11 protein-coding genes are annotated in these 16,317 nt (G+C 61.3%); 8 read left to right on the top strand and 3 right to left on the bottom strand.

Going from position 1 to position 16,317, the window contains the following annotated elements; all coding sequences use genetic code 11:
- Nucleotides 1–21 precede the first annotated feature (21 nt).
- Nucleotides 22–1,290: an amidohydrolase gene (locus CYJ17_RS09215; RefSeq protein ID WP_234984468.1), complete on the top strand. Its 1,269-nt coding sequence runs from the start codon at nucleotides 22–24 to the stop codon at nucleotides 1,288–1,290.
- Nucleotides 1,291–1,332: 42 nt separating this feature from the next.
- Here CYJ17_RS09215 and CYJ17_RS09210 read toward each other — a convergent pair whose 3' ends face one another.
- The 3 genes from CYJ17_RS09210 to CYJ17_RS09200 form a co-directional block, all read right to left on the bottom strand.
- Entirely contained in the window at nucleotides 1,333–2,202 is an 870-nt protein-coding gene (locus CYJ17_RS09210) for a DNA-methyltransferase (RefSeq protein ID WP_087070470.1), read from the bottom strand.
- A gap of 183 nt (nucleotides 2,203–2,385) precedes the next feature.
- Nucleotides 2,386–3,639 (bottom strand): alpha/beta fold hydrolase, encoded by a 1,254-nt coding sequence (locus CYJ17_RS09205; protein WP_087070471.1) that lies wholly within the window; start codon nucleotides 3,637–3,639, stop codon nucleotides 2,386–2,388.
- A 35-nt stretch (nucleotides 3,640–3,674) separates the two neighbouring features.
- A complete protein-coding gene (locus tag CYJ17_RS09200; RefSeq protein ID WP_087070472.1) occupies nucleotides 3,675–5,675 on the bottom strand; it encodes a potassium transporter Kup in 2,001 nt (666 codons plus the stop codon).
- A 123-nt stretch (nucleotides 5,676–5,798) separates the two neighbouring features.
- On the opposite strand from CYJ17_RS09200, the gene CYJ17_RS09195 reads away from it, so the two are divergent.
- The 7 genes from CYJ17_RS09195 to CYJ17_RS09165 all read left to right on the top strand — a co-directional run bounded on the left by CYJ17_RS09195 (nucleotide 5,799) and on the right by CYJ17_RS09165 (nucleotide 16,301).
- The gene (locus CYJ17_RS09195) at nucleotides 5,799–6,095 is read left to right on the top strand and encodes a hypothetical protein (protein ID WP_087070473.1); all 297 of its coding nucleotides are present in this window, start codon (nucleotides 5,799–5,801) and stop codon (nucleotides 6,093–6,095) included.
- A gap of 52 nt (nucleotides 6,096–6,147) precedes the next feature.
- On the top strand, nucleotides 6,148–7,656 hold the full coding sequence (locus CYJ17_RS09190; protein WP_234984469.1) for a M18 family aminopeptidase: 1,509 nt from the start codon (nucleotides 6,148–6,150) through the stop codon (nucleotides 7,654–7,656).
- Nucleotides 7,649–9,334, top strand: a complete 1,686-nt coding sequence (locus CYJ17_RS09185; RefSeq protein WP_087070475.1) for a class I adenylate-forming enzyme family protein — start codon at nucleotides 7,649–7,651, stop codon at nucleotides 9,332–9,334. The genes CYJ17_RS09190 and CYJ17_RS09185 overlap by 8 nt, the downstream gene beginning before the upstream one ends.
- Nucleotides 9,335–9,761: 427 nt before the next feature.
- Nucleotides 9,762–11,546 carry an ABC transporter substrate-binding protein gene (locus tag CYJ17_RS09180; protein WP_087070476.1) on the top strand — a complete coding sequence of 595 codons (1,785 nt, stop codon included), beginning with the start codon at nucleotides 9,762–9,764 and terminating at the stop codon, nucleotides 11,544–11,546.
- A 207-nt stretch (nucleotides 11,547–11,753) separates the two neighbouring features.
- Nucleotides 11,754–13,280 (top strand): ABC transporter permease, encoded by a 1,527-nt coding sequence (locus CYJ17_RS09175; protein ID WP_026428355.1) that lies wholly within the window; start codon nucleotides 11,754–11,756, stop codon nucleotides 13,278–13,280.
- Between the two features lie 51 nt (nucleotides 13,281–13,331).
- Nucleotides 13,332–14,483 (top strand): ABC transporter permease, encoded by a 1,152-nt coding sequence (locus CYJ17_RS09170; RefSeq protein ID WP_026428354.1) that lies wholly within the window; start codon nucleotides 13,332–13,334, stop codon nucleotides 14,481–14,483.
- On the top strand, nucleotides 14,484–16,301 hold the full coding sequence (locus CYJ17_RS09165; RefSeq protein ID WP_026428353.1) for an ABC transporter ATP-binding protein: 1,818 nt from the start codon (nucleotides 14,484–14,486) through the stop codon (nucleotides 16,299–16,301).
- Nucleotides 16,302–16,317 lie beyond the last annotated feature (16 nt).

Below are 16,317 nucleotides of genomic sequence, written 5' to 3'. Positions count from 1 at the left end.
CGCCCGCACCGCTAGCATCGGATGAGAGGGAACGCCGTGCAGTATCTTCCGGAGGAATTTCGCCTCAGCGCTTCGGACCGGGCCACCATGATCGGTGATTTCCAGTATTTCCACGCCAATCCCGAGCTCTCTTTCCAGGAAGTGGAGACCTCGCGGGCTCTCCGGGGACGCCTGGAAAACCTCGAACTTTCCGGTGCGATCACCCGTGAGATTATCCCCGTGACCGATACCGGTTTTGCCTGCGTGCTGCGCAACGGTTCCGGCCCGGTGGTGGGCTATCGCGCTGATATGGACGGCCTGCCCGTTGCCGAACGTACCGGCCTGAGCTATGCCTCGCGGGCCACCGGAATTGATGCGTCCGGGAAAAATGTTCCGGTTATGCACGCCTGCGGGCACGATTCCCACATGTCGATCGCGCTCGCCTTGGCCCGGGCCTTTGCGGCCCATGCGCAGCTGTGGCGCGGTACCATCGTTTTTGTTTTCCAGCCTTCGGAAGAAAACGGTCTGGGGGCACGCGCCCTGGTGGAGGCCGGTCTGTGGGAGAAAGCTCCGCGCCCGCAGGTCATGTACGGCGGGCACGTGGTGCCACGCCCGGCCGGCTGGGTCAATCTTCATCCGGGTGGAGTGCTGCCCGGCTCGGACGGTTTCGAAGTTATTGTGCACGGGGTGGGCGGGCACGGCTCGCAGCCCCATCGCGCCGTCGACCCTATTGTGATTGGTTCGGCCATTGTTACCCGCCTGCAAACAATCCGTTCCCGCATGACGGATCCGGACCGCAACGCGGTGGTGAGCGTCGGCGTTTTCCAGGCCGGCAGCCAGGACAATATCATTCCGGACACCGCGCGTCTGTGCATCAATACTCGGTTCCGGGATGAGGAAACCCGCGCAATAATCAATACCGGTATCGAGCGGATTATCCGGGCCGAAGCGCTCGCGGCCGGCGCCCCCGAACCTCTGATCCGCCAGATCCGCCAGGTAGATGCCACCGTGAACGACGACGCAGCTGTTGCGGCCTTGCGTGAGGTGATCGGTGCGGAACTGGGGGAGGAGAATGTGGCCAGCGAAACTTTCGGTTTCAGTGAGGATTTTGCGGTCCTCGGGCAGAGCGCCGGTGCGCCTTCGGTATTCTGGCTTTTCGGTGGTTTTTCGCCCGCGCAGCTCGACCCGGCGCACGGGGAGCCCGCCTCGAATCACTCCCCGGATTTCTACGCGGATCCGGAGCTTGCCCTGGAGCCTGCTTATCGGGTAGGTGCCTGCGCCCTCTATTCCCAGGTGCGTGTCGATTCCTGAACTGCCTCTACGGCAATATCCGGAGGTAGTTTCGGATGCGCGCTACTTCCAGCTGACCGCCTCGCCATCCCATTCCCCGAACTGTACCTCATCGGGGAAGCGGGTGCGCATCACCGCGATTGCTTCCGGATTGGCGTCAATGAGCAGGAACTGGCGGTCCAATTCATGCGCCGCGGCTCCGGTGGTACCTGATCCGGCAAAGAAATCAAGGACGCGGTCCCCCGGGCGAGAAGATGCGGTGATAATCCGGCGCAGAATCCCCAGTGGTTTTTGGGTGGGGTAGCCGGTTTTTTCTTTTCCGGTGGGGGAGACGATGGTATGCCACCACACGTCTGTAGGAAGTTTGCCGCGTGCTGCCTTTTCCTTGGTGACTAATCCGGGAGCCATATACGGTTCTCGATCTACATCTTCCGAATTGAAGTAGTAGCTGGCCGGGTTTTTCACGTACACCAAAATAGTGTCGTGTTTGGCGGGCCAGCGTTTTTTCGTGCGAGCGCCGTAATCGTAGGCCCAAATAATCTCGTTGAGGAAACATTCCCGCCCGAAAAGCGCATCGAGAAGCACTTTCGCGTAATGTGCCTCCCGGTAATCAAGATGGAGATAGAGCGTTCCCGAATCGGTGAGGAGCCGCCAGGCTTCTTCCAGGCGTGGTTCAAGAAAACCCCAATATTCGGCGAAGCTATCATCGTAGCCGAGTACCCGCTCCACGATCGTTTCGTAACGCTGGCCCTTGAAACCGATACGATTCCCGGTGCTGGAACGCCGGGTCACCACCGTGGAGCGGCGTTGGGTGCGGCCGGTATTAAAAGGCGGATCGAGGTAAATAAGCTGGAATGATTCAGCCGGTAAGCTCCGGAGAACCGGTAGGTTATCTCCGAACACCACAGCATCCGTATCCGCATTATTCCACATCTGCGTATCCTCACTTTCTTACCGCCGGCCGCCCGCGCGCGGGCCGGCCACTATTCCTGGAGCGCACGTCCCGCGCCCAGTTATCTGGAATTTCCGGACAACTGGGCACCGTGCGGGGTGTTCGGTTAGTGCAGCTCAGCACGCCCGGCTAACCCCGCCGCGGGGCGTTCCTGGCGCGCATAGTTAGCGCAGCCGCGTTCCATCCGCCAATTCAAAGAGCGTGCGCAGCACCGCCCCGTTACTGGAACGCAAACCGCTGTGCTCATGAGTGGAAGTTACGTACCGGTGGATCCCAGGAAGCAGTGCCCCCGTTTCCAACGAGAACTCCAGGGGCACATAGGCATCATTCACGTACACAGCAGCCGCACCGCGCGCGCCTGATTCCCGCAAAGCATCCGGGAAGTAGAGTTGAGGCCACTCCCAGGTGGCCAGCTTCTCAACTACATCCTTCCACGGTTGGAATGCCGGCACGGTATCCGCCCATTCCGCCCACACATGTTCACCGTAGAGAAGCGAAGTATCGGTGCGGAAATCCTCCGGTTGGGTACGCTCCGCGCTCCAATCGGTGACCACGCCGTCCGCGTAGGAGGATTCGTGCAGCACATAGTAGAGCGGGTTACGCCCATCAAACGGCATGGCCGCGGCCAGGTCATAACGGAAAGCGGTGGAAGCCGGATCCTTTTCCAGCAGGTAGTACAGTTCCCGCCACCCGTTATCCGAACCGAGAAGGTGCCCGAGGGAACGCAGCCGCGAAGGTGAGACAATTTCCCCGGTGGGTAATTCGATGGAGCCGCTACCGGCCAGATCCACCAGCTCCCGTACCCGATCCCGATGCGCGGGGAAGCGCCGGTAGTACTCTGCACTGTGCTCCCGCATCTTTTCCCACGTGAGGGAATAGACATCATCAGCGCTGTGGCGCACCGCGGTGAGCCCGCCGGTGAGGAAAGCCTGATCGATATGTTCGGGCGCGACCGAGAGGTAATGCACGGTAGTGAAACCACCGAAGGACTGCCCGAGCAGGTTGATTTTCTCCACGCCGAGCTCGCGGCGCAGCGCTTCGCAATCGCGCACAATGCCGTCAGCGCGCAGGTGGCTGAGATATTCGGCCACTTCCGCGGCGCTTCCCGTGCTCAGGATATCTTCCCCAACGGGTGTGGAGCGCCCTGTACCGCGTTCATCCACAAAAACAACCCGGTAGCGTTCCAGGGCCACATTTAGCCAGGAGGGTTCCAGCGGGGACAGGCTGGGCCGCCAGGCTTCATAACCGGGCCCGCCCTGCAGGTAGAAGAGATAAGGGAGGGATTCCCCGCCCGGGCGGGTGGCGATGCGAGCAAATATATCAATGGTGCGCGCATCTTCCCGATCCGCGGTGAGCGGCACCGTGAGGCTGAGTTCATCGAGGCGAAGCTGCTCGAGGTAGTGCGTTGTTGTCGTCATACTAGGAACGCTACCAGGCGCTTCGACATTAGTAGCTACACGATGACCTCGCGGGAAATCTCCACGGTGCGATCCGCCGGGAGACTCCTCACCCAGGCCGGCGATGCGGAATGGCGCGCGATCCGCGCAAAAAGCCAGGCTTGCCAGCGAGCCAATTGCGGAAAATCACCGGTGGCGGCAGAGCTCGTGGTGCCCGGAGCTGCGTCGTCGTTCTTCCCACGCGAGCGTACCCCCAGGTGGCTGAGCACCCACTGGGCCTCGCTCAGCTTCCAGGAACCCCACCCGTATTCGTGTTGCGCCCATTCCAGATCAGCCGGAATATTGCGGATATCCATGAAGCCGTAACGCATCGTGAGGTGTACAACGCCTTCCACGCGCGGGCTCACCTGCGTGCGGGTAATGCGTTCGGCGCGCTCGATATGGGCCTGCGGGGCCGTTTTAATGGAGAGAATAATAACGTGGTCGCGCAGACTGCGATGTAGCGCGGTGGTAGCCCGCAAAGCCGCCGGAACCGTGGTAGCGAGGGAATGCGGATAGATCACGGTACCCGGAACACGCCGCAGCGGATTTTTCTGCAGCTGCGCCGCGAACTCCGCGAGGGTACCTTCGGTTCGGGCCCGGGTAGCTGCTACCACTGCCTCCCCGCGCCGCCAGGTGAGCATAACGACCATAAGAACGAGGGCGATGAGCAGGGGGAGCCAGCCGCCGGTTACCAGCTTTGCGGCATTAGCGGCGAAAAGCGGAACTTCCACCACTCCGAGCACCACAGCCAGCGCAGCGCTTTGCCACCAGCGCCAGTGCCAGCCGATCACCGTGAGGGCTAAGAGCATGGCGGTGGTAAGAAGGAAATCGGTGGAGACCGCCAGCCCATAGGCGGATGAAAGCCGCTCCGAATCGCGGAAAATCACCACGACGGTCGCTACTGCGGCCACCAGCAGCCCGGTAATATCCGGCAGGTAAATCTGCCCCGCCCCACTCGCGGAGGTATAGCGAATCCGCAGGTGCGGCAGGTATCCCAACCGGGAAGCCTGGCGGGCAATGGAATAGGTCCCCGCGATCACCGATTGCGAGGCGATCACCGTGGCGCCGGTGGCCAGCAGCGTGAGTACCAGGGCCCACTGGGAAGAAACCAGATGGAAGAACGGATCGGCAATGGCCTCCGGATGCTCGAGCAGCAGTGCACCCTGCCCCAGGTAGTTACACACCAGTGCGGGCAGCACCACCGCGAACCACACCGCGGAAATGGGGCGCCTCCCGAAATGGGCGATATCGGCGTAGAGCGCTTCGGCACCCGTCACCGCAAGCACGACCGCGCCCATGGCGAAAAAACCGATGGCCGGGTGGCGAGCCACAAAAGTGAGGGCCTCATGCGGGGAAAGTGCCGCGAAAATTTCCGGATGCGCGGCAATATGCGGGAGGGCGATGAGAGCCAGGCCCGTGAACCACAGCAGCATGAAGGGCCCGAAAATAACGCCAACCCGCCCGGTACCGTAGCGCTGCATCCAACCCAGGGTGAGAAGAATCACCAGTGCGATGGGCACAATGAGGGTGGCGGGGAAGGTCGGGAGCGCCACCCGGATACCTTCGATAGCGGAAAGCACTGAAATGGCCGGGGTGATAACGGCGTCGCCGAAAAAGAGCGCCGCTCCGAACATGCCCGCTACCGTGAAGAGCGCGGCAGCCCGCGGCCGCCCACCGCTGAGAGTGCGCAGCAGGGTGGCGAGGGCAATAATGCCGCCTTCGCCGTCGTTATCCGCACGCAATACAAGAATGACGTACTTGAAGGACACGATAAGAAGGAGCATCCACACCACCAGGGAGATCACTCCGTAAATCGAGGCGTCCGTGAGCGGAACGGCGCCGCCATGCACGGTGAAAACCGCGCGCACAACGTAGAGCGGACTGGTCCCGATATCGCCGAAAACGACGCCGAGAGCGGCCAAACCAAGACCGGCCCGGGCCAGAGCCCCGCCACTGTCGGCACCGTGTTCTCCACCGTCACGCCGCAACGACGCAGCGCGAAAAATTTTTGTCATGAGCGGGAATCCTAGCTACCTTCGCTGACGAAAAAGCATGGAAAAGGTCCGGTGTGATGTTCTAGTCACCCGGTGTACCATCGTCCCAGGAAGCTAATCGTTGCGGTGAGGAGTTCAATAACAATGGAAACGGTGAACGGCGGCACCCAGCTCGCCACGAGCGGGGCGCAGGTCCTTGCCTGGGTGGTTATTAGCGTTTTGGTGCTGGCCCTGGGAATGCTTTTGCTTTTCTTGGCACGCCGCCACGCGGCGCGCGGCACCATGGAAGTCACGCCGGCAGAGGTTGCGGCCGGTGCCGTCGTGGAAAATGACGGTGCGGGGAACGACGGCGCAACTGAGGCCGCCGGCGGGCCTGGCACCACCGGAACCGATCCCGCGGGGGATTTCTGGGATTCCCCGGAGGGTAATTCGCGCCCCTAACCGCTGAAATAACGAGGCCGGGGTGCCCCGGCGGTCACTAGACTGGGAGGCCATGAGTATGTCTGAGTTTGCCGAGTCCACGCCTGATACCGCGCAGGCGGATACCGCGCCGGTGGATCCAATGCGGGTCCGGGAAGGTACCGCCGCTGATCACCACGCCCGCGGATACGCGCAGTTCATCGCGGAATCTCCGTCCTCCTACCACGCAGCTGCGCAGCTCGCGCGCATTCTGGAAGCACACGGTTTCACCGAGCAGCGCGAAACGGATGCCTGGGAGGCGCGCGGGGCGCGCTATGTGCGGCGCGGTGGGGCATTGATTGCCTGGGTGAGCCCGCGAGGTGCGGGTTCCGGTGAACTAGCGCCGTTCCGAATCCTGGGTGCACATACCGATTCACCCAGCCTCAAACTCAAGCCGGCCGGCATTTCTCGTCACGGGGGCTACACCCAGGTCGATATGGAAGTGTACGGCGGGCCACTACTCAATTCCTGGCTTAACCGTGACCTTGGCCTGGCCGGGCGTATCACGGATATGGACGGTCGGGAATACTTGGTTCGTACCCCCGCCTGCATGGTGATCCCGCAGCTCGCCCCGCACCTTATTTCGGGTAACCGCGATAGCCTCACCTTGGATCGCCAGCAGCATCTCCATCCGATTGTTACCGGGGCGTGCGGGGATGCCGGGGTGGAATCGGAGCTCGGCGCCGATACCGATAGCGATCTTTTTGAAACCCTGGCGCGCTATGCGGAGCCGGGCCCGGAGGGCCGGGAAACGCCCGGTGCCGAATGGATCGGCTGGCATGATATCTACGCATATGATGTTGAGCCGCCGCGGCGCAATGGGACGTACCTATCCGCCGGGCGTCAGGATAATTTATCCTCTGTATATGCCGGCCTTCGTGCGCTCCTCGATGGGGTGGCTGCGGGCGTGGGGAATGACGCGACTCTTCCCTACTTCCCAGTTTTCGCCGCTTTCGACCACGAAGAAGTCGGTTCGGGAACCACCAGCGGAGCCAGCGGGCCCTTCCTGGAAACCGTGCTGACCCGCATCGCGGAAAGCTTCGGGGTGCGCGGGGATAGCTGGTACCGGCTACTGGCGCGTTCGGCCTGCATGTCTGCCGATGCCGGGCACGCTCTCAACCCTAATTACGCGGAGTATTACGACCCGGATTCCGCCCCGCGCGCCGGTGCCGGCCCGCTTATCAAAATGAACGCCCAGCAGCGTTACGCCTCCGATGCCGAATCCGTCACGCTCGCTCTCCGGGCGGCTAGTGATGCCGGCGCTGCTTACCAGTTCTTCATTTCCCGGAATTCCATTCCCTGCGGCACCACCATCGGCCCGCTGACGGCTACTCGCCTGGGTATCACCACGGTGGATGTGGGCGTACCCCTCCTGTCCATGCACTCGGCGCGCGAGCTCTCCCACGTGGATGATCTCTACCAGCTGCGTCGCCTCATTCGCGGTTTCCTTTTCGGGGAGCACGCAGCTGATATGCCGGATGCGGATCTCGCGGATACCGGCGGGGGAGCGGGGTCGGGCTCAGAAAGTGAGAGCAATGAGTAGCGTCCCCGTCACGAACGTTGCCTATCTGCTTGATCGCACCGCTTTCGCCAACCCGGATCGCCCCTGTCTCTTCTATGACGCCACCGCCCTGACGGTCGGTGAGGCCCGCGATATCACCTCCCGCCTCGCCCAACTTTTCGTCCAGGCCGGTGTCTCACACGGGGACCGCGTTATGATCGTGGCCCATAATTCTCCCTATCACTATCTGGTTGCGGTGGCCTGCGCCCGCATCGGTGCGGTTTACGTTCCGGTGGACGCCCGCCTTCACCCGGTGGAGATTCAACGCCTCGTCGATTTTGCGGCCCCGCGCGTTCTTATCGCATGCGCGGAGATAGGCACCGCCGGCGCCTTCACCTCCACGGGAACTCTTATTCATTTTGTTATCGACGACGACGTCCTCGCCCCACCTTTCACTCCCGCCCTCACCAACGGCTATATTGCTCTGAGCGCGGCAACCGGGAGTTTCACCGCTGATTTCGTTGCCGATGGCACCGCCGGTCATCCCGCTTTTAATACCGAGGGATACCCGAGTGGGGTTGCCGTTATGATGTTCCGGCCCGCGCCCCCGGAAGCGCCCCGAGCCCTCGAACTTACCCATGACAATTTGTGGTGGGCGGATCGTATTTTCCATGATGCTCTGGGCTACGGGCGTGATGACATTTTCTTACACAGCGCTCGATGTTCCTCTATCGCCGGGTTCAACGGCGGCACGCTCTTCCACTTCGCGCGCGGGGGCCGCATTGTTATTGCGCGTACTCCCTCTCCGGCCGGCCTGCTGCACCTTATTGAAGAACGCCGGGTCACCACCATGTTCGGCACCCCCACCACCTATTCTTTTATGCTCGACGACGACACCTTCGTCGCCCGGGATCTTTCCAGTCTTCGCTACGCCTTCGTGGGCGGAGCAGCGGTACCGCCCGCTCTTATGGGGCGCCTGGATGCCGCGGGTCTACATCCGCTGAATATATGGGGGTCTGTGGAAACAGGCGGCGTCGGCCCGTATCTTCCCACCGCGCGCGTGGCGCACAAGGCTGAAACGGTGGGGCGTGCCATGCCCCACGTGGAGATTCGCTTGGTGGAGCCGGGTACCGATACCCCGGTGGCGCCCGGGGAAAGCGGAGAAATGCAATTACGCGGACCGAGCATTTCGGCCGGATACTGGCACGGGGAGAATTACCAGCGCTCCTCCTTCGCGGGGGAATGGTTCTGCTCTCAAGACCACGCGCGGGTAGATGCGGATGGATATATCACTCTGGTTGCCCGGGTCACCGATACCATCAAAACTGGGGGAGATACCGTTCACCCCGAAGAAATTGAGCGGGTACTCCACCAGTACCCGGGAGTGCGTTCCGCCCTGGTCACAGGTGTGCCAGATCCGGTGTGGGGCCAGGTGGTGGGCGCCGCCATTGTGATGGATTCCCACGAAGCCCGTCCCGAAGATTTCGCTACCCCGGATCCGGTAACCGGCGGTTTCGCGGTGGTGCCCCAGAGCCTACCCGTGCCCAGCCTCGATCAGCTCAGGGCTTTTGCTGCCCAGGCGCTCGCCTCCTTCAAACTCCCGCGCCTCCTGGTGGTGCTTGATGAGCTTCCGGTGGGCGATGACGGGAAGGTGTCCCGGGCGCGGCTGCGCGATCTCTTCGGGCACGGTACTGCCGCGCCCGCCCCCGCGGCGCCCTAAAACAGTGCTTATCTCATTGCTGGAATGATTTTGAGAAAAACTATCTCACCATATGAGATATACCTGGCGTGAGACGTGACTCCTTCCGGGGGTGGTTCTATCGGGATCCTCGCCCGTAAACGGCTCTATGCTGCGATTTTCTCCAATTTTTGCAAGCGTGAACATTTGCACATGAAAAAACACTGAGCCTAAACGTAAAGAAATCGTCAAGACTCGTGTAGGCTTTTTCCATGGTTAGAGCGGTGGCGCTGGCTATCCGCACAGGATGTCAATGCGTGTTCCATCCTGTGGAGATCGTCAACGCACCGGATTCCTGAGAATCCGGCACCGCTTTTGCATATTCCACGCGCTCACGGCGCGAACATGATCACTCCGTACCGGGGGACTGCCCCCGCGGCACGGAAACAGTCAATGAGGAGGTTCCTTCGTGAAGAAGACCGCTTATCCCTTGGTGGCCGGAGCAGCCGCGCTTGCTCTGGTCATGACTGGTTGTTCCTCCAACGGCAAGGGTGGCCCCACCCAGGTCGAAGGAAATGTCAACCGGACCGCTTCGGTTACCATCGGTGCCGATGAATTCCTGGGCTACAATGGCTTGACGCCCACTACCTACAGCTCGGCCAACTCGCTTGTTGTTGATCGCATGATGCCCGGATTCGGCTACTACTCCGCCAATGGCGAGTGGAAGCATGGCACCCCGCTCGGTGACTATGAAATGGTTTCCGAGAACCCGCTCACCGTGAAGTACACTTTCAACGATGATGCTAAGTACCAGGGCGGCGAACCCATCACCTGTGAAGATGCCTACATGGACTGGGTTAGCCAGAACCCGAAGTGGATTATGGATGGCCAGGCCGCTGCAGGCTCCGATGAACCGCTGTTCAACCACGTATCCAGCCCGGATACCTACGCGGACGGTGTTCCGGAAGGCCCCCAGTGCAATGCGGGTGACCGTTCCTTCACCATCACCTACGCCGCTCCGAATCCGGATTGGCAGCTGGTTGTTTCCGGTCCGCTTCCTTCGCACGTGGTAGCCAAGAAGATCGGTATCTCCAAGAAGGAGCTCTTCGAGGCCCTCAAGAACAAGGACTTCGCGACCGCCAAGAAGGCCGCTGAATTCTGGAATAACTGGAATTCGCCCACCCCGGGCCAGCTTCCCTCCGCGGAAGATGCCCCGTCCTTCGGCCCCTACACCCTCAAGGAAGGTGGCTGGGAAGCCGGTCAGTACATCACCATGGTTCCCAACCCGGATTGGTGGGGTGAGAAGCCCGGCCTCGATGAGCTCGTGATCCGCTTCATCCCGCCGGAAGGCCAGGTTCAGGCCCTCGCCAACCAGAACGTGAACGTCATTGAGCCGCAGGCCACCAAGGACACCCTTGATGCCCTCAACGGCACCCAGGGCGTGACCGTCCTCGAAGGTAACACCATGATTTGGGAGCACTTCGACTTCAACTTCAAGCCGGGCTCCATCTTCGCCAATGACAAGGGCGGCCTCGCGCTGCGCCAGGCCATGGCCTACTGCATCCCGCGCCAGCAGATCGTTGATTCGCTCATCAAGCCGCTCAACGCTAACGCTGAAGTCCTCAACTCCCGCGAATACTTCCCGGATAACCCCGAGTACAAGGAAGTTGTGGCCGCCTCCTACAACGGCGAATATGACAAGGTCGACATCGAAAAGGCCAAGGCCAAGGTTGCTGAATCCGGTATCGCCAACCCGGTGGTCCGCATTGGTTACAACCAGCCCAACCAGCGCCGTTCCGATGAGGTTGCCCTCGTGACCTCCTCCTGCGCCCAGGCCGGCATCACCGTCCAGGACGTCGGGGCCCAGGGCTTCATGGCTCCGGGTGGCGGCTATGAGAGCGGCGACTTCGATATGGTGCTCTTCGCCTGGTCCGGCTCCGGCCAGATCGTTTCCGGCGCGAATATCTACAAGTCCAACGGTGGCCAGAACCAGACCGGTTACAACAACGCCACTGTTGATACCGAATGGGACAAGGTTTCCTCCAGCCTGGATCCGAAGGTCCAGAAGGAAGCCAAGAAGGTGATTGAGAAGGAACTGTGGAATGACCTCTTCGGTATCCCGCTCTTCACCCACCCGGGCATCGCGGCGTACACCACCGGTATGGAGAACGTTGAGCGCAACGTCACCCAGTCCGGTATCGCCTGGAACGCCGAAAAGTGGAGCTGGGGCTCCGCACCCGCCAAGGCTGAGTAATTAGCCTTATGCACAGGAAGTAATAGTTATTTTCTAGCTGCACCGGAGGGGCCGCGCTTGCGGCCCCTCCGGGCGTGCAGTTTTATCACCCTTCCTGTGTCACATCCCACGTCCCATTTCGTCTGGAAATGCTTATGTACTATAGTCACCGAGTAAAATTGTCCGAACCGGCGCCCATCGGCACACAGAACGGAAAGAAGTCTCGCGGTGTATAAATTCATCGCCAAACGAATTGGCATCTCAGTACTTATCCTCTGGGCCGCGTCGCTCCTTATCTTCGTTCTTACGATTAATTCGGGCGACCCCCTCGAGGACCTTCGCGAATCCAATAACCCGAATCGCGAAAACCTCATGCAGCAGCGCTCCTCCTTCATGGGCCTCGACCTGCCCTGGTACGAGCGCTATTGGACTTGGCTGACCGGAGCAGCGAAATGCTTCATCGGCCAGTGCGACCTGGGCGTCAATCGTTCCGGACAGTCTGTTAATGACATGCTCGGTCAGGCCGCTTCCGCCACCTTGCGCCTCGTGCTGGCGGCCACCTTCCTCGCGATCTTCTTCGGAATCTTCTTCGGTGTTATGAGCGCTATCCGCCGCTACACCGGTTTCGATTACGTCGTGACCTTCCTCGCCTTCACCTTCTACTCACTGCCCGCTTTCGTCTTCGCGGTGCTCCTGAAGGAATACGGCGCTATTCGCTTTAATGACTGGCTGGCAGATCCAACAATCTCACTGGTTACCATCGTCATATTTGCCGGTATCTTCGCACTCTTTGTGCAGGCCCTCGTGGCCGGCGGCCCGAAGCGGCGCGCCATGGCCGCGGGCATCAGCTTCGCTATCGCCTTCGGCGTCATGGAATACATTTCCGTAACCCGCGCCTTCCTGGAACCCACCGGCGGGCTGTGGATCGAAGCCCTCATGGGCCTGGCCGGCACAGTGCTCTTCACCGGCCTCTTCCTCGGCTTCTCCAATAAGCGCGGCTTTGCTGTGGTGGGCGCCAATGCCGCGATTATGTTCGTTATCGTGGCGGCCTGCTCGAATATGCTCTGGGAGCCCACGTGGGGCTTCCTCTTCCTGATTCTGGCTCTCGGGATTGCCGCCTCCGTGGGCGTGTCCTACTTCTTCGGTGGCTACGCCCGCCGCTCGGTCACCTGGGCCTCGATCTGGGCCGTGTTCTCGGTGTGGATCGCGATTATCTTCGATTTCGCCGCCCGCTACTGGTCCACCTACCTGCCGCTCACCCAGAACCGTCCGATTTCCACCATCGGTTCGATGACCCCGAATTTCCAGGGCAGCCACGTCTTCTGGCTCAGCTTCCTGGATTCCTTCACCCACCTCCTGCTGCCGACGATCTCGCTGACGCTCATGTCCATCGCGTCCTATACGCGCTATACGCGCTCGTCCATGCTGGAAGTGCTCGGTCAGGATTACATCCGTACCGCGCGCGCCAAGGGCCTGCCCGAACATACGGTTATCACCCGGCACGCGTTCCGCAACGCCATGTTGCCGCTGCTCACCATCATCGCTTTCGATTTCGCGGGCCTCATCGGCGGCGCAGTTATTACCGAAACGGTCTTCGGCTGGAAGGGCATGGGTGAACTCTTCCGAACCGGCCTGGCCCAGGTAGACCCGGCCCCCGTCATGGCCTTCTTCCTGGTCACCGGCGGAGCCGCGGTGCTCATGAATATGGTCGCGGACATCATGTACGCCTACGTCGATCCTCGGATTAGGCGGTAAGCATGAGCCTGACTACCCCCATGAATCGTCACCAAGCCCGAGGAGAATCCGATGAGTGAGAATCGCTCGAAAACAACCGTCGCGTCGCTCGACCCGGAACACGTTGTTGAGGTCGACGACGCTCAGCTCGCTTCCTCCAGCCCTTCCTATTCCCAGGGGCGCCTGGTGCTGCGCCGCTTCCTGCGGCATAAGCCCGCGATGGTATCCGCTGTCGTTCTTATTCTTGTGACGCTGGTGGCCTTCCTGTCCATTGGCTGGAATATGAGCTTCTTTGGGCTGCACTGGCACTTCTCCGGTTTGTGGCGCCACAATTACACGGATGTCCTGGAAGTCGTCAATAACGGCAAACCGACCTTGACCTGGACCTCGCTGGGCGAACACCCCTTCGGGCAGGACAATATCGGTAAGGACTACTTCGCCCTCACCATGAAGGGCACCCAGATTTCTATTATTATCGCTTTCGTCGTCGGGCTGGTTTCCACCATTATTGGAACGGTTATCGGCGCGGCCGCCGGTTATTTCCGCGGCTGGACCGAAGCGATCCTCATGCGCATCACCGACCTCTTCATCGTGATCCCGCTGCTCATCCTCGCCGCGGTTATCGGCAAGATGGTGGGAAGCCAGGGCATTTTGTTCCTCGCGGTTATGCTGGGTGTGCTTTCCTGGACGGGCCTGGCGCGCCTGGTGCGCGGCGAAGTGCTCTCCTTGCGCGAACGCGAATTCGTGGCCTCGGCCCGCGCGCTGGGAGCCTCCCCGTGGCGTATTATTTTCCGCCACATCCTCCCGAACTGCCTGGGCACGATTATTGTTTCGGCAACCCTGTCGATTTCTTCGGCAATTCTGCTGGAAACGTCGCTGTCCTTCCTCGGTTTCGGGGTGCGCCCGCCGGCAACTTCGCTCGGCCTGCTTATTTCTACCTACCAGACCACGTTCTCGACCCGCCCCTGGCTCTTCTTCGCCCCGGCCGGTCTGATCCTCATCATCGCGCTGTCCATTAACTTCATCGGTGACGGCCTGCGTGATGCTTTCGATCCGCGCCAGCGTTCTGCGGTCTCGCGCCGCAAGATGAAGGCCCTTGCCGAAGGACATATTGAGAACGACGTCGAAGCTGATCTCATGCCGGTGACCACCGCGGCCACCACCGCGACGGGTGGCGAGCACGCCGCTCCCGCATCGGACGCCACCGAAAGGAAGGGCGAATAAATGCGTCTCGGAAAACGCGCTGCAACAACGCACGATAAAGCTGCCTCCGCGGCCACGGCCACGCTGAAGGCTGACCAGCCCGTCGTCACCCCGCACCCGAAAACCGATAAGCCGGTGCTCGGCTTCGGTGAACTGGACGTCAAATTCGCTACCGAATTCGGTGCGGTTCACGCCGTGCGCGGCGTGAGTATTGATGTGCGCCCGGGTGAAGTGGTGGGCCTGGTGGGCGAATCCGGTTCCGGCAAGTCCGTTACCTCCACCACGGCCCTCGGCCTGCTCCCTTCCAACGCTGTTATTAGCGGAAGTGTGCAGGTGGCCGGGCGGGAAGTGCGCGGGATGACCTCGCGGGGCATGCGCGCCCTGCGCGGCGCCGAAGTGGGCATGGTGTTCCAGGAACCCATGACCGCCCTCAACCCGGTGCTTACCATTGGCCGCCAGATGACGGAAGGTCTGGAAACCCACGGGCTCGCCTTCGGGGAAGACGCCCGTAATCGCGCGGTTGCCATGCTCAAGGCTGTCGGGCTGCCCGATGCCGAAGAGCGCATGAACCAGTACCCGCACCAGCTTTCCGGCGGGCAGCGCCAGCGCGTGGTCATCGCGATTGCGCTCATCGCCAACCCCTCCGTCATTATTGCGGACGAACCGACCACCGCCCTGGACGTGACGGTCCAGGCCGATATCCTCGACCTGCTGCGCTCCCTCAAGGACCAGCTGAATACCGGCATCCTCCTCATCACCCACTCCATGGGTGTTATCGCGGATATGGCCGACCGGGTCCATGTGATGTTCAAGGGTGAGATTGTGGAATCGGGCGACGTCGTTCAGGTTCTGAACCACCCCAAGCACCCGTATACGCGCCGTCTGCTGGAAGCCGTGCCGCATCTGGGCCAGGGCCGCGAGCAATTCGGTTTCTCCCTGGAAAAGGAAGCTTCTATTGACCTCAATAAGAAGGTGCTGGAAGCTAAGGATCTCGTTATCGAATACGAGATTCCCGGCAAGGAGCCCTTCCGCGCGGTTGACCATGTGTCCTTGGACGTTGCCGAGCGTGAAATCGTGGGCCTCGTGGGTGAATCCGGTTCCGGTAAATCCACCATCGGCAAGTGCGTGCTCGGGCTCATCCCGGCGGCCTCCGGTGAGGTGAAGATCTTCGGTGAGGACCTCGTGGGCGCTTCGCGTAAGCACGCCCAGGAACTGCGCCAGCACGTGGGTGTGGTCTTCCAGGATCCGGCCGCCTCGCTCGACCCGCGTTTCCCGGTGGGCGATTGCATTATGGAACCGCTCGATGTTCATAAGGTCGGCACCAAGGCGGAACGCCGCCAGCGGGTGTACGACCTGCTCGATGCGGTGCGCCTGCCGCGTTCCTCCTTCAACCGCTACCCGCATGAGCTTTCCGGCGGGCAGCGCCAGCGCGTGTGCATCGCCCGTGCCCTGGCCCTGCGCCCCAAGCTCCTCATCGCGGATGAACCGACCTCCGCGCTGGACGTGTCCGTCCAGGCCCAGGTTCTCACCATGCTCTCCGAACTTCAGGACGACATGGGCTTCGCCTGTCTCTTCATTTCGCACGATCTCGCGGTGGTCGATATGCTCTCGCACCGCGTGGTGGTGCTGCAAAACGGCAAGGTCGTGGAAGCGGGCCAGCGCGAGGATGTTCTCCACAACCCGCAGGAAGCCTACACTCAGCGCCTCCTGGCTGCCGCTCCGGTTCCGGAACCGATTGAGCAGCGCCGCCGCCGCGAAGAACGCCACGCGCTGCTGCGTAAGCAGGGCCGTGAAGTCTCGCGTTTGCGTTTGAATGAGAACGACGACGCCGCCAACTAGGCGAGAGTTACTTTGG

Origin of the sequence: Actinotignum timonense, from assembly GCF_002860685.3 — a bacterium.
Taxonomy (GTDB): domain Bacteria; phylum Actinomycetota; class Actinomycetes; order Actinomycetales; family Actinomycetaceae; genus Actinotignum; species Actinotignum timonense.
This window is presented reverse-complemented; position numbering and strand designations above follow the sequence as displayed.